We start from the raw sequence: 21,785 nt of genomic DNA on the forward strand, positions 1-21,785 counted from the left end.
CCACCGCCCCGGCCGACGGGCAGGATACCGAGCATCTGGAAGACAAACACGGTCAGGATGAACAACATCACCAAAAATACGAACAAACCGGGATGCCGCGAGATGAAATCATCGGACGGATCACCGCTCGATTCATACACCGTCGACGGCTCGTCCAGCGGATTGCCGCCGAGCACCACCAGCATCGCCGCGACGCCGTCGCTGATGCCTTTGCTGAAGTTACCGGTCTTGAACGCAGGCGTGATGACTTGATGGATGATCACTGACGACTGCGCATCGGTCAGCCGATCCTCCAGACCATAACCGACTTCGATGCGCAGTTTGCGCTCGTCACGGGCGACGATCAGCAGCGCGCCGTTGTTTTTGTCCTTCTGGCCGATGCCCCAGTGCCGGCCGAGCTGAACGCCGAAATCCTCGATGGTGGTGCCCTGCAGATCCGGCACGGTGACGACGACCAATTGCTCGCCGGTCGCCTGCTCGTGGGCCTGCAACTGCTGGCCCAGTTGCGCGCGCACCGAGGGCTCGATCATCTGCGCTTCGTCCACCACCCGCCCGCTCAGCGCCGGGAACGTCAACTCGGCCCGGGCGCTGAGGGCGAATACCCACAACAGCAACACCAGCCCCATCTTCAACACACGCATGCATACCCCCCACCGATCCCCTGTAGGAGCTGCCGAAGGCTGCGATCTTTTGATCTTGTTTTTTAAAAACCAACGTCAAAAGATCGCAGCCTGCGGCAGCTCCTACACAGGCTTTCTCAGAATTTCACTTCCGGGGCCTTTTCCGCACCGGGCGTGGTGGCTTCGAAGGTTTCGCGGATCGGCAGGTCGCTGTACATCACGCTGTGCCAGAGGCGACCGGGGAAGGTGCGGATTTCGGTGTTGTATTTCTGCACCGCCAGAATGAAATCGCGGCGCGCCACGGCGATGCGGTTTTCCGTGCCCTCAAGTTGCGATTGCAGGGCAAGGAAGTTCTGGTTGGCCTTCAGATCCGGGTAGCGCTCGGAGACCACCATCAACCGGCTCAACGCACCGGTCAGTTGATCCTGCGCCTGCTGGAACTGCTTGAGCTTCTCGGGATTGTCGAGCGTGCTGGCGTCGACCTGAATCGACGTGGCTTTCGCCCGCGCTTCGATCACGGCGGTCAGGGTTTCCTCTTCATGCTTGGCGTAACCCTTCACCGTTTCCACCAGATTGGGGATCAGGTCGGCGCGGCGCTGGTACTGGTTCTGCACCTGCCCCCACGCGGCTTTGGCCTGTTCGTCGAGGGTCGGGATATTGTTGATGCCGCACGCGGTCAACAGCGTGGCCAGCATCAGCAGGGTGACGACCTGCAAACGCGAGCGATTGGTTGGGCTTACATTCATCGCAGTGATGCTCCTTGGCACATTTCATTATAAAAACCGAGCGCGAAACACTCTGCGCCGGCTCTTGGGGCATAATCGGCCGCGCCGCTGGATTACGACGCGCCAATGGGCTAAAAAGTGCCCTGCGCGATCACGCTGCCGCAGTGTCGGCTGTCGTTTTTGGCTCTGCTTTTTTGAGCCTGCACCCGAACAACAATAGTCGCTCCCTAAATTTTGGCTGGCCGGCGTTGCATCGCCGCTAGGGCCCTTGAGAAAAACATTCATGAAGAAGCTGTGTTTGCTGGGTCTGTTCGTCAGCCTGGCCAGTCATCAAGTATTGGCCGCCACGACCCCGGTACCTCTGGAAAACAAGGACGCGTTCATCAGCAACCTGATGAAGCAAATGACCCTCGACGAGAAGATCGGCCAGTTGCGCCTGATCAGCATCGGCCCGGAAATGCCTCGTGAGTTGATCCGCAAAGAGATCGCCGCCGGCAACATCGGCGGCACGTTCAACTCGATCACCCGCCCGGAAAACCGCCCGATGCAGGACGCCGCCATGCGCAGCCGTCTGAAGATCCCGATGTTTTTCGCCTACGACGTGATCCACGGTCACCGGACGATTTTCCCGATTCCGCTGGCCCTCGCCTCGAGCTGGGACATGGACGCGATCGGCAAATCCGGCCGCGTCGCTGCCAAAGAAGCCGCCGCCGACAGCCTCGACATCACCTTCGCGCCGATGGTCGACATCTCCCGCGACCCGCGCTGGGGCCGCAGCTCCGAAGGTTTCGGTGAAGACACCTACCTGACCTCGCGCATTGCCGGCGTCATGGTTCGTGCCTATCAGGGCGCCACCCCGAGCGCGGCCGACAGCATCATGGCCAGCGTCAAACACTTCGCCCTGTATGGCGCGGTTGAAGGCGGTCGCGACTACAACACCGTCGACATGAGTCCGGTGAAGATGTACCAGGATTACCTGCCGCCGTACCGCGCCGCGATTGATGCCGGCGCTGGTGGCGTGATGGTTGCGCTGAACTCGATCAACGGCATTCCGGCCACCGCCAACACCTGGCTGATGAACGATCTGCTGCGTCGCGACTGGGGCTTCAAAGGCCTGGCGGTCAGTGACCACGGCGCGATTTTCGAACTGATCAAACATGGCGTCGCCCGCGACGGTCGTGAAGCGGCGAAGCTGGCGATCAAGGCCGGCATCGACATGAGCATGAACGACACCCTCTACGGCAAAGAGCTGCCGGGGCTGCTCAAGTCCGGCGAGATCGAACAGAAAGACATCGACAACGCCGTGCGTGAAGTGCTCGCGGCCAAGTACGACATGGGCCTGTTCAAGGATCCGTACCTGCGCATCGGCAAGGCTGAAGACGATCCGGCCGACACCTACGCCGAAAGCCGTCTGCACCGCGCCGAGGCCCGCGACGTCGCGCGTCGCAGCCTGGTGCTGCTGAAGAACCAGAACGAAACCCTGCCACTGAAGAAAGACGCGAAAGTCGCGCTGGTCGGCCCGTTGGCCAAAGCGCCGATCGACATGATGGGCAGTTGGGCAGCGGCGGGTAAACCGACGCAATCGGTCACCCTGTTCGACGGCATGAGCTCGCTGATCGGCAACAAGGCGAACCTGATCTACGCCCGTGGCGCCAACATAACCAGCGACAAGAAGGTGCTGGATTACCTGAACTTCCTCAACTTCGATGCCCCGGAAGTGGTCGATGACCCGCGTCCGGCCAACGTGCTGATCGACGAAGCGGTCAAAGCGGCCAAGGATGCTGACGTGATCGTTGCCGCTGTCGGCGAATCCCGTGGCATGTCCCACGAATCGTCCAGCCGTACCGACCTGAACATCCCGGAAAACCAGCGTGAGCTGATCCGCGCGTTGAAAGCCACCGGCAAACCATTGGTGCTGGTGTTGATGAACGGCCGTCCACTGACCATTCTCGAAGAGAACCAGTCGGCTGACGCGATTCTGGAAACCTGGTTCAGCGGCACCGAGGGCGGCAACGCCATCGCCGACGTGCTGTTCGGCGACTACAACCCGTCGGGCAAGCTACCGGTGACCTTCCCGCGTTCCGTGGGCCAGATCCCGACGTACTACAACCATCTGAGCATTGGCCGGCCGTTCACGCCGGGCAAACCGGGCAACTACACCTCGCAGTATTTCGATGACACCACCGGGCCGCTGTTCCCGTTCGGTTATGGCCTGAGCTACACCCATTTCGCCCTGAGCGACATGGCGTTGTCGTCGACCACCCTGAACGCCACCGGCAAGCTCGACGCCAGCGTCATGCTGAAAAACACCGGCAAGCGTGACGGCGAAACCGTGGTGCAGTTGTACATTCAGGACGTTACCGGCTCGATGATCCGCCCGGTGAAAGAACTGAAGAACTTCCAGAAAATCATGCTCAAGGCCGGCGAACAGAAAGTCGTGCACTTCACCATCACCGAGGATGACCTGAAGTTCTACAACGCCCAGCTCAAATACGCGGCCGAGCCTGGCAAGTTCAACGTACAGATCGGCCTGGATTCGCAGGACGTCACACAGCAGAGCTTTGAACTGCTGTAACCGGTTTTTGCCCCGATGATCGTTCCCACGCTCCGCGTGGGAATGCCTCAAGGGGCGCTCCGCGTCCAGTGACGCGGAGCGTCACGGGCTGCATTCCCACGCAGAGCGTGGGAACGATCAATGGTGTACACCCTGTAGGAGCTGCCGAAGGCTGCGATCTTTTGATCTCGCTCTACCCGCGGCGATCGAGGATATTCACCACCACCCGATCCACCCACCCCCAGACCCGCTGCTTCACCCGCCGCCACAACGGCCGGCGCTGCCACTCTTCCAGACTCACCAGCTGACTCAGCCCGAAGTCCTTCACAAAACTCGCCTCCACCGCTGCCGTCAACGACGGATCCAGCGCCTCCAGATTCGCCTCCAGATTGAAGCGCAGGTTCCAATGGTCGAAGTTGCACGAACCAATGCTCACCCAATCGTCCACCAGCACCATTTTCAAATGCAGGAAGCACGGCTGATATTCAAAGATCTGCACCCCGGCCTTGAGCAGGCGCGGGTAGTAACGATGCCCGGCGTAACGCACTGACGGGTGATCGGTGCGCGGCCCGGTCAGCAGCAAACGCACGTCGACACCACGCGCGGCAGCCTTGCGCAGGGAGCGGCGGATTTTCCACGTTGGCAGGAAGTACGGCGTGGCCATCCACACGCGTTTTTGCCCACTGTTCAGGGCACGGAATAGCGACTGCAGAATATCGCGATGCTGACGGGCATCGGCATACGCCACGCGGCCCATGCCCTCGCCCTTGTCCGGCACGCGCGGCAACCGTGGCAGACCGAAATGCGCAGCCGGGCGCCAGGCGCGGCGGTAGCGGTTGGCGATCCACTGACGATCAAACAGCAATTGCCAGTCGATCACCAATGGCCCGCTGATCTCGACCATCACTTCGTGCCATTCGCTGGTGTCATGCCCCGGCGTCCAGAATTCATCGGTGACGCCAGTGCCGCCAACCACCGCCAGACGCTGATCGACCAGCAGCAACTTGCGGTGATCGCGATAGAAATTACCGACCCAGCGCCGCCAGTTCAGCCGATTGTAGAAACGCAGTTCAACCCCGGCATGGGTCAGGCGTTGGCGCAGATTGAAAGTGAAGGCGAGGCTGCCGTAATCATCGAACAGACAGCGCACGCGCACCCCACGCTCGGCGGCCAGCACAAGTGCCTGCACGATGGTTTCGGCACAGGCACCGGCCTCGACCAGATACAGCTCAAGCTCGATCTGCTCCTGCGCGCCAGCGATCTGCTCAAGCATGCGCGGGAAGAATTGCGGGCCGTCGATCAGCAGCTCGAAACGGTTGCCGTCACGCCATGGGAACACCGCGCCGCGCATGTCAACGCGCCGTGAAAATCAGCACCGCACCCACCGGTACCGACAGACTGATGGCCGACAGGTCGGCGAGTTTGCGCAGGCTTTCCAGGCCCGGCGCCAAGTCAAAATCTTCGGCGTTGATTACCAGCGGCTCCAACGTGACCACTTGAAAGCGTCGATCATCGAGCCGCGTCGCCAGCAGCTCGGCAGAGTATTCGTGTTGCTTGCCGTGGAGGTTGACGGTCAGCGGCAGGCGCAACTCCAGCTGCGCGCCGGGGGCCAGATCGTTGATCGGGCGTAGGTCAATCTGCGTGGTGATGGTCGCTTCGGGGAATTGCTCGATCTGGAACAGCTCCTTGCGCATGCGCTCATCGCGCAGCGGTATGCCGCTGTTGATCGAGTCCAGTTCGACTTCGACTTCGGCGCGACCGTTGGGGTCGACTTTGCCGTGCAACACCAGAAAGCGCTGCACTTCGGAAATGTTGGCGTTTTTCGTGCTGACGAACGACAGCCGCGACGACTCGCCGTCCAGATACCAATTGGCCTGCGCCGGCAACGCGACAGCGGCGAGCAGCAGGCTGGACAGGGATGCAATGAGGGAGCGGTTGAACATTGAGGACTCGTGGGGCCGATAAACCTGCACGAACCTTAACTGGCCATGGGGTTATTGCAAACATCAAGATCAAAAGATCGCAGCCTGCGGCAGCTCCTACAGGGGAATGCATTTCAAATATTGTAGGAGCTGCCGCAGGCTGCGATCTTTTGGCTGTCAGGCCAATACCTGCTGCACATCGCCAATCGTCGCCGCCAGACTGTTCAAATGCAGGCTCAACACCCGCTCCACCGGCGCCTGATCCATCGGCCAGTGCAGCGCCATGCTGCCCACCAATTTGCCTTCAGCACGAATCGGCAACGCCACCGCGCGAATCAGAAACGGCAAACGCACCGGGTATTCCCAATAACCCTCCGTGCGCTGGCCAAAGCCCTGCTGCAACGCCTGCTCTGTCGCACTGAACAAACTTTCCGCGCTCAACTGCTCACGTTGGGCCAGCCGTTCGACCTCATCACTGCCCAACTCGCCAAGGCACGCCCGGCCCATCGCCGAGTGAAACAAACTCGCGTGATGCCCGACGATCTGGCAGTTGTTCGGATAACGCTTGCGCAAAACCTGCGGAATCGCGCTTTCCATCACCTCAACCCGCTCACCATCGAAGCACGAAAGATCCGCGACCAGCCCGGTGCGCTCGCACAACTCCACCAGCATCGGCGCCGCGCTCTCCACCAGATGCCGTTTGAAACGTTGCTGACGATCACCAAACAGACGCTTGGCGCACAGGCGATAACGCCGGTCGCTGAGGCCGCGATAGATCCAGCCCTGCTCCTGCAACGTCGCAAGCATCCGTGACACCGTGGCCTTCGGCAGACTCGTGAGGTAGTGCAATTCCTCCAGCCCCAGCGCCTGATGCTCGCCGAGCAATTCGACGATCGCCAGCGCTCGTTCGACCGAACGCACGCTGCCGGTATCTGTTTTGCTGCCCATGTGTTCGATCTCCCTGCGCACAGATGGATGAACACTTTTTGCAGCAAAATGCGGGCCGCTCAAGCCGATTGCAGGCATGGCGGTGGTCGTCGTTCGACCCAACGGGTCAGCTGTTCATGGGCATACGCCAGTTGCAGAACTGCGCGATCCGCCTGCGCCGGGCCGATGATTTGCAGGCCCATCGGCAGCCCCGCCGGGTTGAACCCGACCGGCACGCTGATGCTCGGCAACCCGGCCAATGTCGGGCCGATAACCACCTCCATCCAGCGGTGATAGGTGTCCATGGTCTGCCCGCCGACCATGCGCGGCCATGGCTGTTGTGCATCAAAAGGGAACACTTGTGCGGTAGGCAACAGCAGGAAATCGTAACGTTCGAACAATTCACTCAGCGCGCGATACCAATCACTTCGGTCGACCGAGGCCTTGTAGACATCGGCAGCGCTCAGACGCAGACCGCCCTCGATTTCCCATTGCGCTTCCGGTTTGAGCAACTCGCGTTTGTGCGGATCGGCGTACGCGGCACCCAGACTGCCCTGCACCAGAAAGTGCCGATGGGTCAGCCAGGTTTGCCACAAACGCTCCATGGAAAAATCCGCCTGACAGGCTTCGACCTGACAGCCCAGCGCAGTGAAGTCTGCCAGCGCCGACTCGCACAGACTCAGCACACCGTCGTCCATCGGCAGATAGCCGTTGTAGTCGCCAAGCCAGCCGATGCGCACGTCGCTGAAATCCCGTTGCAGGCCTTCGGCAAAGTTGCGCGGCTGATCTTTCAGCGACAGCGGCACGCGAGGATCGTAACCCGCCTGCGTCGACAGCAATCGTGCGACGTCGGTGACGCTGCGGCCCATCGGCCCTTCGGTGGCCAGTTGCTGGACGAACACTTCCGGCGTCGGCCCGTGCGGCACGCGGCCCTGGGACGGGCGAAAACCGAAGACGTTATTGAACGCCGCCGGGTTGCGCAGCGAGCCCATCATGTCGCTGCCATCGGCCACCGGCAGCAAACGCAGAGCCAACGCCACCGCCGCCCCGCCGCTGCTGCCGCCGGCAATCCGGCTGGCATCGTAGGCATTGGTGGTGGTGCCGAACACGTTGTTGTAGGTCTGCGAACCGAGGCCGAATTCCGGCACGTTGCTCTTGCCGATGATGATCGCGCCGCACTCGCGCACCCGCGCCACGCTGATCGCATCGTGCTGCGGCACCTGCTCGGCGAACAATGGCGAACCCATGGTCGTGCGCAGTCCAGCGGTCGCCGCCAGATCCTTGATCGCCTGCGGCATGCCATGCATCCAGCCACGGGATTCGCCGCGATCAAGTTGCCGATCGCATTCATCGGCCTCGCGCAAAACCTCCTCCGCCGGACGCAACGACACCAGCGCGTTGACCCGAGGATTGAAGCTTTCGATGTGTTGCAGATACGCCTGCATCACTTCACGGCACGAGACTTTGCGGGCATGGATCGCGCGGGACAACGCATCGGCGTCCAGCGCGACAATCGGATCGATGGCTAACGGACTCAAGATTTCACTCCAAGGTTGAGCGCGCTGGGGGCTTTGGCGCGGGGCGCCTCTTGCATGCAATAAATCCCGAGCAAGGTCAGCAGGCAAGCGAACAACACATAAAACGATGGCGCCACCGGGGTTTCCAGCACCTTGCTCAACCAGGTCACGATCAGCGGCGCGAAACCGCCGAACACCATCACCGAAATGTTGTAGGCAATCGACACGCCGGTGGAGCGCACTTCGATGGGGAACTGCTCGGCCAGCGCCGTCGGTGCCGGGCCGAAAAAGCCGCCAATCGCGCCGCACAACAGCAGCTGCATTACCAGCAAACGTTCGATTGAAGGCGCTGCCGCGACCCACACGTACAGCGGATAAATCATCACGAAAAACGCCAGGGTGAACGCCATCAATACCGGTCGCCGGCCGACGCGATCCGACAGCGCGCCGGAGAACGGAATCACCACAGTCATCAGCGCCACCGCGAGCATCTGCACCAGCAACACCTGATCCAGCGGCAAGCCGAGGTTGGTGTGGGCGAAGGTCGGCATGTTCACCAGCACCACGTAAAACGCCACCGTCGCACCACTGGCCAGGCCCATCGACACCAGCAGACTGCGGCGATGTTCGCGAACCACTTGCCACAGGCCCGGCGCTGCGCCTTTGGCTTTTTTGCGCGCTTCGAGAAACTCTTCCGGCTCTTCCATGTGCTTGCGAATCCACAAGCCGACCGGGCCGATCAACAGGCCGAGCACGAATGGAATCCGCCAGCCCCAACTGTCCAGCGTCTCAGGGGTAAACAGGTGGGTGACCAACGCCACCATCGCCGCGCCGGCAAACACCGCCAGGCATTGCCCGACCAGTTGCCACGAACCGTACAAACCTTTGCGATGAGCCGGCGCGCTTTCCACCAGAAACGCCGTGGCGCTGGCGTATTCACCACCGGTGGCAAAGCCCTGGAGCATCCGCGCGACCACGATCAGCAACGGCGCGCCCATGCCGATGGCGGCGTAACTTGGCGCGAAAGCGATCATGGCAATGGACGCGGTCATCAGACGAATGATCATCTGCATCGCCGCTTTGCGCCCTTTGCGGTCGGAATACATGCCGAGCAGGATGCCGCCCACCGGGCGCATGAAGAAGCCGACGCCGAAGGTCGCCAGCGCCATCAGCAGCGAGGCGTAGCTGTCTTCGGAGGGGAAGAATTGCCGGGCGATGATGCTCGCCAGAAAGCCGTAAACAATGAAGTCATACCATTCCAGCGCGTTGCCGATGACGGCGGCGACCACTTGCCGGGTACGCGAAACACCTGTGCCTGAAGCCTGCATGGGAGATTCTCCAAAAGCTGTTGGGTGAGCCCGTGCGCCGGTGCGCTCGGGATTCAGCGGCAGCAGAACGTGAAGAAATCAGGCCGGCTTGAGCCAGCTCTCGGTGAGCGCGCCCCAGTAGGCGGCGCCAGTCAGCAGGATGTCGTCGTTAAAGTCATAGGCGGGGTTGTGCACCATCGGCCGCGACACGCCGTTGCCGATAAACAGATAGGCGCCGGGGCAACGCTGGAGCATCCAGGCGAAGTCTTCGCTGCCCATCAATTTTGGCGTGTTGCCATCGACGGCATCAGCACCGACCAATTCGACGCCAATGTTGCGGGCGAACTCGGTTTCGGCAGCGTGGTTGACCAGCACCGGATAGGCCGGGCGATGTTCGATTGTCGAAGTGCAGCCGAAACTCTGCGCCTGGGTTTCGATGATATTGCGCACGCGATTGAGGGTTTGTTCGCGCACATCGGCATTCAGTGCGCGCAGGCTCAGACGCAGAATCGCCTGCTGCGGAATGACGTTGGCCGCCTCCCCCGCTTGCAGTGCGCCGACGGTGACCACCGCCGCTTGCTGCGCATCGATGTTGCGGGCGACCACGGTTTGCAGCGCCATCACCACACTCGACGCAGCGACCAGCGGATCGACGGTCAGGTGCGGCATCGAACCGTGGCCGCCGACGCCTTCGATGACCACGTTGAGCAGATCCTGCGAAGCCATCATCGGCCCTTCGCGAAAGCCCAGATGCCCAGCGGGCAGGCCCGGCATGTTGTGCATGCCGAACAGCGCATCGCAGGGGAAACGCTCAAGCAGACCATCGGCGAGCATCGCTTCGGCGCCGCCCTGACCTTCTTCGGCGGGTTGGAAAATCAGCGTGAGGGTGCCGTCGAACTGACGCGTCGCCGCCAGATAACGTGCGGCGCCGAGCAACATGGTCGTGTGACCATCGTGACCGCAGGCGTGCATGCAGCCCTTGTGCTGACTGCTGTAGGCGACGCCGGTATTTTCGATGATCGGCAAGGCGTCCATGTCGGCACGCAGACCGAGTTTGCGCGAGCTGCTGCCGTTGCGCAGCACGCCGACGACGCCGGTTTTGCCAATGCCGGTGTGGACTTCGTAGCCCCAGCTTTCGAGGGATTTGGCGACCAGCGCCGAGGTGCGGCTTTCTTCGAAACCGAGTTCGGGGTGGGCGTGGATGTCCTGGCGGGTGGCGTGCAGGTCGCTGGCGACGTCGCTGAGCCAGGCCAGAATGTGCTGATGTCGGGTCATGACGGTTCTCCTCGCGCGGGTTTTCCCGGTCTTGTTGTTCGCAATGAATTCACGACACGTTGGAAGGCAGGTCGTGCTCACCGCCAGATAACCGCGAGACGCGCGCGAGGACAATCGAATGTGGTTCCGCAGAGTGGAACTGCAATATCCACAACACCCCACACCCCTGTGGGAGCGGGCTTGCTCGCGAAAGCGGTGTATCAGGCGACAACTGTTTTGCCTGACACGACGCCTTCGCGAGCAAGCCCGCTCCCACAGGGGTTCCGGTTTGCAGGGGGATTGTGTGTCTGTTTTCAGGGATTCAGGCGGCAGCCCTGGCGTTCGCTTTGCCACTGGGCGCTGTTGCTGCGCCCCATGCCGCTGACGGTGATGGTTTTGCGGGCCGGGTCATCGCTGAATTGGCTGGTCGGCAGCCATTGTTTTACGTAGCCACGGCAATACTCGGCATCGTTGTTCATCACGTACCGGCACGAACAATATTCCTTGGCGGTGTAGGCGCTGATGATGTCCGGGAAGGCCCACAGATTTTCCCGTTCGTAAACGATCCAGCCGAGCAACAAAACCAGCAGCAACAGCAAAAAGCGCTTCATGGCCGCACCGCCTGCATCACGCGCTTGAGCAGCTCGTTATGCCGATAACTGCCATCGCGATCATCGCCATAACGGACGATCACCAGTTTCTCGCTGGGAATCACATACATCGCCTGGCCCCAATGGCCAAGAGCGGCGAAAGTGTCGGCCGGTGCATCGGGCCACGGAGACGCCGCGCCATCCGCCGCACGGTTGAGCCACCATTGTCCGCCAGGCACGGCTTCGTCTTGATGCGCCTTGTAACCGGCGAACGGTTTGAGGTTGAACGCGAGCCAATCCTTTGGCAATAACTGCCGTTCATTCCAGCGCCCATCGCGCGCCATCAACAGACCCACTCGCGCTAGATCCCGCGCGGTGAGATAGGCGTAAGACGAAGCGACAAACGTGCCCGTCGCATCGGTTTCCCACACGGCGTGGCGGATGCCCAAGGGTTCGAACAGCGCCGTCCACGGATAGTCCGCATAGCGCTGCGGGCCAACGATGTTTTTCAGTGCCGCCGCCAGCAAATTGCTGTCGCCACTGGAGTAACGGAAGGCCTGCCCCGGTGGCGCGTAGCTGTCGTGATCCGCTGTAAAAGCCGCCATGTCGCGGTGACCACGGGTGTAGAGCATCGCCACCACCGAGGATTTCAGCGGGGCGTATTCGTAGTCTTCTTGCCAGTCGAGGCCTGAGGCCCAGTGCAGCAGATCGGCGAGTTTGATGTCCGGGTGTTTAGCCAGCGGCGGGTAAAACTTTGCGGCGGGGTCTTCGAGTTTGAACAGGCCTTCGCCATACGCCACACCGAGGACGGCGGCCATCAGGCTTTTGCTGATTGACCAGGTCAGGTGCGGGGTTTGCGCGTTGGTCGGGCCGGCGTAGCGTTCGTAGATGATCTGCCCGTCGCTGATGATCAGCAGCGCATCGGTGCGGATGCCTTTGCGGCTGGTGTCGTCGCGGGGTGGGAAGGCGTAGTTTTCCAGCGCTTCAGTATTGGTGATGGGCGAGCCGCTCGGCCATTGCTCACCGGGCCATGGTTCGGCCTGAATGGTGGCGCTGATCAGCAGCAGAAGCAGGGTCAGGCCTTTGAACATGGTGAGGGGCTCTGGGGATGAACCTGCTGAGATTAGTCGGGGTTTATGACAGGGGTGTGGTGATTTTTCGGCCGCCTTCGCGAGCAGGCTCACTCCTACATTTGAAATGCGTTCCCCTGTAGGAGTGAGCCTGCTCGCGATGAGGCCAGTCAGGTCACCGCCAAAACCTTGGCCAACCGCTTGGCCCGAGCACCAGAGGCCAACTGCATCACTCCCTGATCCCGCGCCCACATCTGCGCCCACTCCGAACCACCCTCCGCCAACGCCTGATCAACCTCAGGCTTGAGCGCATCAAACTGCGCAAACAACCCAGCCAACAACACATGCCCGGCCGGATTATTCGGCGGCTGCCGACTCGCCTCCGCACACCCGGCCAACAGCGCCAGCAAACGCAATAGCAGCGTCTGCGGCCAATCGCTGCCCTGCCCAACGCCATACAGCCACGCGGTCATCGCACTCAGCACATAAACATCTTCCAGCGTGCGAAACGGCTTTACATACGCATCCCAACCATCCCCGGCCAACAACTCACACAGCGCGCCATCCAGCAACAAGCGTCCATGACTGATGTCCGGCATCAACGGCAGCGCCGGCAATTTCTCCACGCTCACGCCGGGCTCGCCGGGGTAGACCACGGCCAGACTCAGGCGCGGACTTTCGCCGGGCTCTTCACTGCGCGCCGCGATCAACAACCAATCCGCCGCATCACCGGCGGTGACGAAATCCTTGCGTCCGCTCAGACGCAAATCCGTCAGCCGCGTCTGCATGTCTGCCGGGCGCAGACTGCGCTGTTCGGTCGCACACAAAGCGCCAAGGCTCAGCGGCGCACTCGGCCACAACATGCGCAACGCCGCCTGATAACCGACCAGAAAAGCCAGCCCCGGCGTCGCCATTCGCCGCCCACCGGCGACCGCCAATTCGAACGGCGTCACGTTGCCCAACTGCTGCAACAACGTCGCAAAACCCTCGGCAAGGTCAGCAACGGCGGGCAATCGTTCACGGCTTTGCAGCAGATCTGGCCAGGGCATAAGAGGCTCCTTGTGGGCTGTCATATAAGCATCACCGAACGTTCATGGCGATGACACCGGGGCTACATAGCCTGACTTTGCACAACACGGCTGCATAAAGAAAGTCGATCGGCTGCAACCCACGACGGGTTCAAGGCCCGTACGGAGATTCACATGACTCAGATCGCCCGCATCAGCGACACCGGCAATGAACGCCGCCTGCAAGCCGAACGCCTGATCGGCGCCGAGGCCTTGCAGCAAGCCCAGGCCCTGCGATTCAACGTGTTCAGCGGCGAGTTCAACGCCAAGCTGAAAGGCGCGGAACTGGGTCTGGACATGGATGATTATGATGTTCACTGCAGCCACATCGGCGTGCGTGATTTGAACACCGGGCGTCTGGTGGCGACCACGCGTTTGCTCGATCACACCGCCGCCAGCAGCCTCGGCAAGTTCTACAGCGAAGAAGAATTCAGCTTGCACGGCCTCGCGCATCTGCAAGGCCCGATCCTCGAAATCGGCCGCACCTGCGTCGACCCGGCGTACCGCAATGGCGGCACCATCGCCGTGTTGTGGGGCGAGTTGGCCGAGGTGTTGAATCAGGGCGGCTACAGCTATTTGATGGGTTGCGCGAGCATCCCGATGCAGGACGGCGGCGTGCAGGCGCACGCGATCATGCAGCGTCTGCGCGAACGTTATCTGTGCACCGAACACCTGCGCGCCGAGCCGAAAAAACCGCTGCCGACGCTGGATATTCCATCGAACGTGATCGCGGAAATGCCGCCGCTGCTCAAGGCCTACATGCGTCTTGGCGCAAAGATCTGCGGCGAGCCGTGCTGGGACGAAGATTTTCAGGTCGCCGACGTATTCATCCTGCTCAAGCGCGACGAACTCTGCCCGCGCTACGCCAAGCACTTCAAGGCGGCCGTGTGATGAGCCGGTTGCGGGTGTACGCGCGGATTGCGCGAGTGCTGATCGTGGTGACACTGGGGCTGACCATGGCCGGTGTCTTCGGCGTTTTTGAACGGATTGGTCTGGCGCATTCGATGGAACGTCGCCAGCGTTGGTCGCGCTTTTTCATGGCGCGCTTGGGCAATGCCCTGCCCTTTCGCGTGACCGTGCACGGCGAGCTGCCGAAGCAGCCGATGTTGTGGGTGAGCAATCATGTGTCGTGGACGGATATTCCGCTGCTCGGCATGCTCACGCCGCTGTCGTTTCTGTCCAAGGCTGAAGTGCGCACCTGGCCGGTCGCCGGTTGGCTCGCGGCGAAGGCTGGCAGTCTGTTTATCCGTCGCGGTTCGGGCGATAGCCAGTTGATTCGCAAGCAAATGACCCGTCACCTGCAAACCGCGCATCCGCTGCTGATGTTCCCGGAAGGCACCACCACGGATGGCCGCTCGCTGCGCACCTTTCACGGTCGCTTGCTGTCGGCGGCGATTGATTCGGAGGTGATGCTGCAACCGGTGGCGATTCGTTATCTGCGCGACGGCGAGATCGATACGCTGGCGCCGTTTATTGGCGACGATGATTTGCTGTCGCACTTGATGCGTTTGTTCAGCAATGATTGCGGCGACGTTGAAGTGCACCTGCTCAAGCCGATTGCCTGTCAGGGGCGCGAGCGTGCAGCGCTGGCGTTTGAAGCGCAGCAGGCGGTGCAGAAGGTGTTGTTTGGTGAGGTGGCGAAACCTGCCGAACCGCGTCGCACCGGCGACCTGATAGCCGCTTGAAAAGCAAAAGATCGCAGCCTTCGGCAGCTCCTACACCGATCCCTGTAGGAGCTGCCGAAGGCTGCGATCTTTTGATTTTGCTTAACCCCGCAACCCAGCAAAATCCTGGAGATGTGGGTAGAACAATCTGAAGTCTTCACTCAACGGCTCATACAACCGCCGCAATTCCTGCATCGCCCCCGCCAGTTCCTCGGGCCGGCTCAACCGCCGCGAGATCCCGCGCAAGACCTGTTCCAGCACTTCAAATTCCTGATACGAACCCAACCAGTCATTGGCAACCATATGCGGCGCAATCTTCGCCAGTCGCTCGGGCAATTCCCGCTCGTGGGTCAGTACCCGATACACATCCGCCGTAAAAACCGCCAACGGCCGATCGGCATACAACGTCCAATCCCGCGCCAGACAATGATCAAAAAACACATCAAGCACGATCCCGGCATAACGCCGCCGCGTTTCGGTAAACCGCCCCAACGCGACATCCACCAGCGGATGGCGATCGGTGAACACGTCAATTCGGCGATGCAGCTGAATCGCCGCTTCCACCTCCGGCGCAAACTGCCCTTGCAGCCGCCCTTTGACGAAGTCGCCATACAGGCTGCCGAGTAATTGCCCGGGGCGCTGGCCACCGAGGTGCAAATGTGCGAGATAGTTCATGGGCGCAGCTTAGCACCGCGCCCCGCAATCGACACCCCACCATATCGTTATAACCCGATATACCGATTTATGCGCTCATCAGACCAAAATCATATTGGTATATCGCGAAGTACCGATTTAAAGTTCGCCTCATCGCGATATAGCGTTGTACACAACCGAGCACCCTGCCATGAACCTTGACCTCGACGAAATAATAAAAGCCCTGGCGCACCCAGTACGGCGAGACATCCTCAACTGGCTGAAAGACCCGAAAGGCGAATTCCCGGAACAGTTGCACAACCACGAGTACGGCATTTGCGCCGGGCAGATCGATCAACGCTGCGGCCTGTCGCAGTCGACCGTTTCTGCACACCTCGCAACGTTGCAACGCGCCGGGCTGATCAGCAGCCAGAAGGCCGGGCAGTGGCATTTTTTCAAACGTAACGAGGACGTGATCCAGGCGTTCCTCAGCACCCTCAGTAAAGAGCTCTGACCCTTAACGTCAGCCAGCCGACAAGGAAACCCGCATGCCCCTCTCGCTACTCATCCTCGCCTTGAGCGCCTTTGCCATCGGCACCACCGAATTCGTCATCATGGGCCTGCTGCCCGATGTCGCGGCTGACCTCGGTGTGTCGATCCCCGGCGCCGGCTGGCTGGTGACTGGTTACGCCTTGGGCGTGGCCATCGGTGCGCCGTTCATGGCACTGGCCACCGCCAAACTGCCGCGCAAGGCGGCACTGGTCGCGTTGATGGGCATTTTTATTGTCGGCAACCTGCTCTGCGCCGTCGCCAGTGACTACAACGTGTTGATGTTCGCCCGTGTAGTCACGGCCCTCTGCCACGGCGCTTTCTTCGGTATCGGTTCGGTCGTTGCCGCCAATCTGGTGCCGGCCAACAAACGCGCTTCCGCCGTCGCATTGATGTTCACCGGGCTGACGCTGGCCAACGTGCTTGGCGTTCCACTGGGCACTGCGCTGGGTCAGCAATACGGCTGGCGCTCGACTTTCTGGGCGGTGACCGTGATTGGTGTGATCGCGCTGATCGGCCTGATCCGCTTCCTGCCGGCCAAGCGTGATGAAGAAAAACTCGACATGCGCGCCGAACTCGCCGCCCTCAAAGGTGCGGGGATCTGGTTGTCGCTAAGCATGACTGCGCTGTTCGCCGCGTCCGTCTTCACCGTGTTCACTTACGTGGCGCCGCTGCTTGGCGAAGTCACCGGCGTCTCGCCACGTGGCGTGACCTGGACGCTGATGTTGATCGGCCTCGGTCTGACTGTCGGCAACATCATCGGCGGCAAGCTCGCCGACAAAGGCATGGCCGCCACGTTGATCGGCGTATTCATCGTCATGGCCGTGGTCTCCACCGTGCTGACCTGGACCAGCGTCGCGCTGATCCCGACTGAAATCACTCTGTTCCTCTGGGCCACCGCGTGTTTCGCCGCCGTGCCTGCACTGCAAGTCAACGTGGTGACCTTCGGCAAAGCTGCACCGAACCTGGTCTCGACCCTGAACATCGGCGCCTTCAACGTCGGCAACGCCCTCGGCGCCTGGGTCGGCGGCAGCGTCATCGCCCACGGCTATGGCCTGACCAGTGTGCCACTCGCGGCCGCCGCCCTGGCAGTGCTCGCCCTGCTGGTGACCCTGATTACTTTCCGTCAGAACGGCAATGCCGATCTGGCCCCCGCGACTCACTGATTAACTTTCACTTTTACGAGGGTTGTAGACATGGCAACTATTTTTGATCCCATCAAACTCGGCGACGTCGAACTGGCCAACCGCATCATCATGGCCCCGCTGACCCGCTGCCGCGCCGATGAAGGCCGCGTACCGAACGCGTTGATGGCTGAATACTACGTACAACGTGCTTCCGCCGGCCTGATCCTCAGCGAAGCCACTTCGGTAACGCCAATGGGCGTCGGCTATCCGGACACCCCGGGCATCTGGTCCAACGACCAAGTGCGCGGCTGGTCCAATGTGACCAAAGCCATTCACGGCGCTGGCGGCAAGATCTTCCTGCAACTGTGGCACGTCGGCCGCGTCTCGCATCCGTCGTACCTCAACGGTGAAGCGCCGGTTGCACCGAGCGCCATCCAGCCAAAAGGTCACGTCAGCCTGGTTCGCCCGATGGCCGACTACCCAACACCACGCGCACTGGAAACCGCTGAAATCGCCGACATCGTCGACGCCTACCGCACCGGTGCCGAGAACGCCAAAGCCGCCGGGTTTGACGGCGTGGAAATCCATGGCGCCAACGGCTACCTGCTCGACCAGTTCCTGCAAAGCAGCACCAACCAGCGCACCGATAACTACGGCGGTTCCCTGGAAAACCGTGCGCGCCTGCTGCTGGAAGTGACTGACGCTGCGATCGAAGTCTGGGGCGCTGGCCGCGTCGGTGTGCACCTGGCACCACGCGCCGACTCCCATGACATGGGCGACGACAACCTGGCCGAAACCTTCACCTACGTCGCCCGTGAGCTAGGCAAGCGCGGTATCGCGTTCATCTGCTCCCGTGAGAAAGAAGGCGCCGACAGCCTCGGCCCGCAACTGAAAGAAGCTTTCGGTGGCCCGTACATCGCCAACGAACGCTTCACCAAGGACAGCGCCAACGCGTGGCTGGCGAGTGGCAAGGCTGACGCTGTGGCGTTTGGCGTGCCGTTTATTGCCAACCCGGATCTGCCGGCGCGTTTGCAGGCTGATGCGCCGTTGAATGAAGCGCGTCCGGAGTTGTTCTACGCTAAGGGGCCGGTCGGTTACATCGACTATCCGACGTTGTAAGTAATATCGTCAAAGCCCAAAAGCCCCGACTCGAAAGAGCCGGGGCTTTTTATTGACTTAACGTCTTACATTACGAAATCAACCTTTACACAGCTAACAGGAAAGTTTGAAAAATGCCTGATATTTTATATCACTCAAATCAACCTAAGGTGTTTGCATCATGGAAAACAACCGCCCGACAGAGACTTCGGAACAATCAACACTAGACAAAATAAACTCTTCTGAAGAATTAACCCAAAGCATCAACCACTTTTTCCAGTCTCTTTCCTCATCTTCAAGCTTTGAAGAATTATCCAACAACCTATCGGCCGTCTTCGAGACCGATCAGAAAGTAAAAAACCGTTTCAATGAGCTCGTTGAAGAAACCCAACAGCAGGAGCTGGAAGACTGGGATGCAGTGAGCCGAATCAAATCCCACACCAGTGTCATCGTGTACATCTATAACGGTGCCTACCGCACATTCAAGCTCACCGGCTCCAGCTGGGACACCAGCGAACATGATCTGGAAGATTACACAATCGAACCCTTCCAATACTCTTCGTTCATACTTCGCAGTGAAATACCTAAACGCATGGGCGGAAAATCGACGCGTTCGACAAAAGTAGATCATGATTTTACTTTTGCAAGCGAACATGAAACTTTTGAGTTCTCGACATCTTTAAAAATTAATAAGCCGTACGACCCCTTTAGTTTCAATCCACAGGAAGTACCTGATCGACGTCACAGCGCTGTCGTGCTAAATACCAGTCCAATCAAAGTAACATCCAGGATATCGCGACAGCAATCCGAAAAACCTTACAGCTACAGTGTGATCATCAGCATCAGTTAAAGCGGCCATAGTTCTTCAGTTCAATCCGGCCAAATGCCGCTTTCCAGAAATCCGGCCCGATAACCACCCGACCAGGTAAAGCGCACCCGTGATTAACGTGATCGAAACAAATTCCCTACAAAATACGTAGCCCGCTGGCTGTCATCGAAAAGCCTATACGTATATAAAAGCAGCCTGTTTTGCACCGCGCGGGTGAAAAACGGCGTTTTCGCCCGCGCCAATTGACATAAGCTGTGCCAATTACGCATTTTGTTTCATTTGCGCAGGCTGGGGCTCAGGCGCAGCATATCCAACCCTGTATCGACCCAACGCTCGGCCTCGGCATGCAGCTCAAAGCTGTCCGGTGCCAGAAGCCATCCGTACAGGAGGCCATCAATATAGGCATGAATGCTGATGGCCGCACGGGCAGTGTCGAGATCTTCCGGCAACTGGCCGCGATTTACCGCATTACGCAGGGTCAGCCCGATGCGATCATTGCATTCGAGGCTGGCCGACCGGCGCTGCTGGCGCAAATCGCACATTTCATCGGTGAATTCGCACTTATGAAACAGAATTTCGTTAATACGCCGGGTTTTCGGGTCCAGTGCAATTTGATGAAACAAATGAATCAACAGCTTGCGCATGCAGCCCAGCGGATCGAGTTCGTCCTCGCTCTCGCTGGCCTTGGCCAGCTCATCCAGCGTTTCGTGCAGGGTGTCGAGCATGGCCTGAAGCAGGTCGGCTTTATTGCTGAAATGCCAATAAATAGCGCCACGCGTGACGCCGGCAAGGGTCGCGATGTCCGCCAGCGTCGTACGAGCGACGCCCCTTTCATAAAAGGCTTTCTCCGCCGCTTCCAGAATCTGGTTGCGGGTTTCCTGAGCTTCCTCTTTGGTACGACGGACCATGGCAGTAAAACCTCAAACAGGATGTTTCAGGGATGGCTGAATATCCGCTGAATAAAGAGGGGGTGATCTCTCGCGGATCGGCTCCCCGGCCTACAATTTCTTACCTTGCGACGACTTTTGTAACAGGGTGGGTACGACGCCAAGGTGTTTACAAACAACCATGAACGTAAGTATATTCCTTAGCAAGCTACTTATCCACCCTGTACCCTTTTTTTACCCTTCCACACTTCTTGTGCGCTTTTTGCGCGCCTGACCCGAGGATTTTCATGCAATTCAAGCCAGCTGTTACCGCTCTGGTCACTGCCGTCGCCCTGGCATCGCTGCTCAGCGGATGTAAAAAGGAAGAAGCGGCACCGGCCGCTCCGCCCCCTCAGGTCGGCGTCGTTACCCTGCAACCACAAGCCTTTACCCTCACCTCGGAACTGCCGGGCCGCACCAGCGCGTTCCGCGTTGCCGAAGTTCGACCACAGGTCAACGGCATCATTCTCAAGCGTCTGTTCAAGGAAGGTGGCGACGTCAAAGCCGGCCAGCAGCTGTATCAGATCGATCCAGCCGTGTACGAAGCGACCCTGAAAAGCGCCGAAGCCAACCTGCGTTCGACCAAGTCGATCTCCGATCGCTACAAGCAACTGGTCGATGAACAAGCCGTCAGCCGTCAGGAATACGACACCGCCGTGTCCAACCGCATGGAATCGGAAGCGTCGTTGCAGAGCGCGCAGATCAACGTGCGTTACACCAAGGTTTACGCGCCGATCTCCGGCCGTATCGGTCGCTCTTCGGTCACCGAAGGTGCACTGGTCAACAATGGCCAGACCGACGCCATGGCAACGATCCAGCAGCTGGATCCGATTTACGTCGACGTGACCCAGTCTTCGGTTGAATTGCTGGAACTGCGCCGCGAGCTGGAAAGCGGTCGCCTGCAAAAATCCGGCGAGAACTCGGCAGCGGTCAAGCTGACCCTGGAAGACGGCAGCCAGTACAAGCTCGACGGTAAGCTGGAATTCTCCGAAGTGTCGGTCGACCCGACTACCGGTTCCGTGACCCTGCGCGCCGTGTTCCCGAACCCGGATCACACCCTGCTGCCGGGCATGTTCGTCCGTGCTCAATTGCAGGCCGGTGTTAACGCTGCAGCGATTCTGGCACCGCAACAAGGCGTGACCCGCGACCTCAAAGGCACCCCGACCGCACTGGTCGTTGGCGCCGACAACAAGGTCGAGCTGCGTCAGCTCAAGGCCAGCCGCACCGTCGGCAGCCAGTGGCTGATCGAAGACGGCCTGAAAGCCGGCGATCGTCTGATCACCGAAGGCCTGCAATACGTTCGTCCGGGCGTGCAAGTGAACCCGACCGAAGCCACCAACGTAGCGAAAAAGAACCCGGCCCCCGCTCAGCCTGCTGACAAAGCCGCTGGCGGCAAAGGGGAGTAA

At 60.2% G+C, this 21,785-nt stretch carries 21 protein-coding genes; 8 read left to right on the top strand and 13 right to left on the bottom strand.

Annotated elements, in window-relative coordinates; translation table 11 throughout:
- Both GVL50_RS24505 and GVL50_RS24510 read right to left on the bottom strand, forming a co-directional pair.
- A partial coding sequence (locus tag GVL50_RS24505) for a YgcG family protein (RefSeq protein ID WP_159815359.1) occupies positions 1–641 on the bottom strand: 641 nt, incomplete at its 3' end.
- A 116-nt stretch (positions 642–757) separates the two neighbouring features.
- Positions 758–1,366, bottom strand: coding sequence for a LemA family protein (locus tag GVL50_RS24510; RefSeq protein ID WP_159815360.1), 609 nt, complete (start codon positions 1,364–1,366; stop codon positions 758–760).
- Positions 1,367–1,628: 262 nt separating this feature from the next.
- Between GVL50_RS24510 and bglX the strand changes: the two genes are divergently transcribed.
- Positions 1,629–3,920, top strand: coding sequence for a beta-glucosidase BglX (gene bglX, locus GVL50_RS24515; RefSeq protein ID WP_159815361.1), 2,292 nt, complete (start codon positions 1,629–1,631; stop codon positions 3,918–3,920).
- A gap of 172 nt (positions 3,921–4,092) precedes the next feature.
- Here bglX and GVL50_RS24520 read toward each other — a convergent pair whose 3' ends face one another.
- The 9 genes from GVL50_RS24520 to GVL50_RS24560 form a co-directional block, all read right to left on the bottom strand.
- Positions 4,093–5,250, bottom strand: coding sequence for a phosphatidylserine/phosphatidylglycerophosphate/cardiolipin synthase family protein (locus GVL50_RS24520; protein WP_159815362.1), 1,158 nt, complete (start codon positions 5,248–5,250; stop codon positions 4,093–4,095).
- Between the two features lies 1 nt (position 5,251).
- On the bottom strand, positions 5,252–5,842 hold the full coding sequence (locus GVL50_RS24525; RefSeq protein WP_159815363.1) for a YceI family protein: 591 nt from the start codon (positions 5,840–5,842) through the stop codon (positions 5,252–5,254).
- 156 nt (positions 5,843–5,998) lie between these two features.
- Positions 5,999–6,769: an IclR family transcriptional regulator gene (locus GVL50_RS24530; RefSeq protein ID WP_159815364.1), complete on the bottom strand. Its 771-nt coding sequence runs from the start codon at positions 6,767–6,769 to the stop codon at positions 5,999–6,001.
- Positions 6,770–6,828: 59 nt separating this feature from the next.
- Positions 6,829–8,286 (bottom strand): amidase, encoded by a 1,458-nt coding sequence (locus GVL50_RS24535; protein WP_159815365.1) that lies wholly within the window; start codon positions 8,284–8,286, stop codon positions 6,829–6,831.
- Positions 8,283–9,593, bottom strand: a complete 1,311-nt coding sequence (locus GVL50_RS24540) for a citrate-proton symporter (protein WP_159815366.1) — start codon at positions 9,591–9,593, stop codon at positions 8,283–8,285. Before GVL50_RS24540 ends, GVL50_RS24535 begins: the two co-directional genes overlap by 4 nt.
- A gap of 78 nt (positions 9,594–9,671) precedes the next feature.
- The gene (locus GVL50_RS24545) at positions 9,672–10,847 is read right to left on the bottom strand and encodes a M20 aminoacylase family protein (RefSeq protein ID WP_053117909.1); all 1,176 of its coding nucleotides are present in this window, start codon (positions 10,845–10,847) and stop codon (positions 9,672–9,674) included.
- Between the two features lie 293 nt (positions 10,848–11,140).
- Positions 11,141–11,437 (bottom strand): amidase, encoded by a 297-nt coding sequence (locus GVL50_RS24550; RefSeq protein ID WP_159815367.1) that lies wholly within the window; start codon positions 11,435–11,437, stop codon positions 11,141–11,143.
- The gene (locus GVL50_RS24555) at positions 11,434–12,507 is read right to left on the bottom strand and encodes a serine hydrolase (RefSeq protein WP_159815368.1); all 1,074 of its coding nucleotides are present in this window, start codon (positions 12,505–12,507) and stop codon (positions 11,434–11,436) included. Before GVL50_RS24555 ends, GVL50_RS24550 begins: the two co-directional genes overlap by 4 nt.
- A 149-nt stretch (positions 12,508–12,656) precedes the next feature.
- Complete coding sequence (locus tag GVL50_RS24560; RefSeq protein ID WP_159815369.1) at positions 12,657–13,535, bottom strand: acyl-CoA dehydrogenase family protein; 879 nt, start codon at positions 13,533–13,535, stop codon at positions 12,657–12,659.
- 153 nt (positions 13,536–13,688) lie between these two features.
- On the opposite strand from GVL50_RS24560, the gene olsB reads away from it, so the two are divergent.
- A complete protein-coding gene (gene olsB / locus GVL50_RS24565; protein ID WP_008080112.1) occupies positions 13,689–14,444 on the top strand; it encodes an L-ornithine N(alpha)-acyltransferase in 756 nt (251 codons plus the stop codon).
- The gene (locus GVL50_RS24570; protein ID WP_159815370.1) at positions 14,444–15,238 is read left to right on the top strand and encodes a 1-acyl-sn-glycerol-3-phosphate acyltransferase; all 795 of its coding nucleotides are present in this window, start codon (positions 14,444–14,446) and stop codon (positions 15,236–15,238) included. The genes olsB and GVL50_RS24570 overlap by 1 nt, the downstream gene beginning before the upstream one ends.
- Positions 15,239–15,319: 81 nt before the next feature.
- On the opposite strand, the gene GVL50_RS24575 is transcribed toward GVL50_RS24570, so the two are convergent.
- Positions 15,320–15,892, bottom strand: a complete 573-nt coding sequence (locus GVL50_RS24575) for an ACP phosphodiesterase (protein WP_159815371.1) — start codon at positions 15,890–15,892, stop codon at positions 15,320–15,322.
- Positions 15,893–16,061: 169 nt separating this feature from the next.
- Here GVL50_RS24575 and GVL50_RS24580 point away from each other — a divergent pair, with 169 nt between their 5' ends.
- From GVL50_RS24580 to GVL50_RS24595, 4 genes are all read left to right on the top strand, one after another.
- On the top strand, positions 16,062–16,364 hold the full coding sequence (locus tag GVL50_RS24580; protein ID WP_016771327.1) for a helix-turn-helix transcriptional regulator: 303 nt from the start codon (positions 16,062–16,064) through the stop codon (positions 16,362–16,364).
- Positions 16,365–16,398: 34 nt separating this feature from the next.
- Entirely contained in the window at positions 16,399–17,565 is a 1,167-nt protein-coding gene (locus tag GVL50_RS24585; RefSeq protein WP_159815372.1) for an MFS transporter, read from the top strand.
- Positions 17,566–17,595: 30 nt separating this feature from the next.
- Complete coding sequence (locus GVL50_RS24590; protein WP_053117895.1) at positions 17,596–18,645, top strand: alkene reductase; 1,050 nt, start codon at positions 17,596–17,598, stop codon at positions 18,643–18,645.
- Between the two features lie 160 nt (positions 18,646–18,805).
- Positions 18,806–19,474 carry a hypothetical protein gene (locus GVL50_RS24595; RefSeq protein WP_159815373.1) on the top strand — a complete coding sequence of 223 codons (669 nt, stop codon included), beginning with the start codon at positions 18,806–18,808 and terminating at the stop codon, positions 19,472–19,474.
- Positions 19,475–19,728: 254 nt separating this feature from the next.
- On the opposite strand, the gene emhR is transcribed toward GVL50_RS24595, so the two are convergent.
- Positions 19,729–20,361 carry an efflux system transcriptional repressor EmhR gene (emhR, locus tag GVL50_RS24600; RefSeq protein WP_159815374.1) on the bottom strand — a complete coding sequence of 211 codons (633 nt, stop codon included), beginning with the start codon at positions 20,359–20,361 and terminating at the stop codon, positions 19,729–19,731.
- A gap of 266 nt (positions 20,362–20,627) precedes the next feature.
- Between emhR and GVL50_RS24605 the strand changes: the two genes are divergently transcribed.
- The gene (locus GVL50_RS24605) at positions 20,628–21,785 is read left to right on the top strand and encodes an efflux RND transporter periplasmic adaptor subunit (RefSeq protein ID WP_053117889.1); all 1,158 of its coding nucleotides are present in this window, start codon (positions 20,628–20,630) and stop codon (positions 21,783–21,785) included.

Source organism: Pseudomonas sp. 18058 (genome assembly GCF_902706155.1).
GTDB classification, from domain to species: Bacteria; Pseudomonadota; Gammaproteobacteria; order Pseudomonadales; family Pseudomonadaceae; genus Aquipseudomonas; species Aquipseudomonas rustica.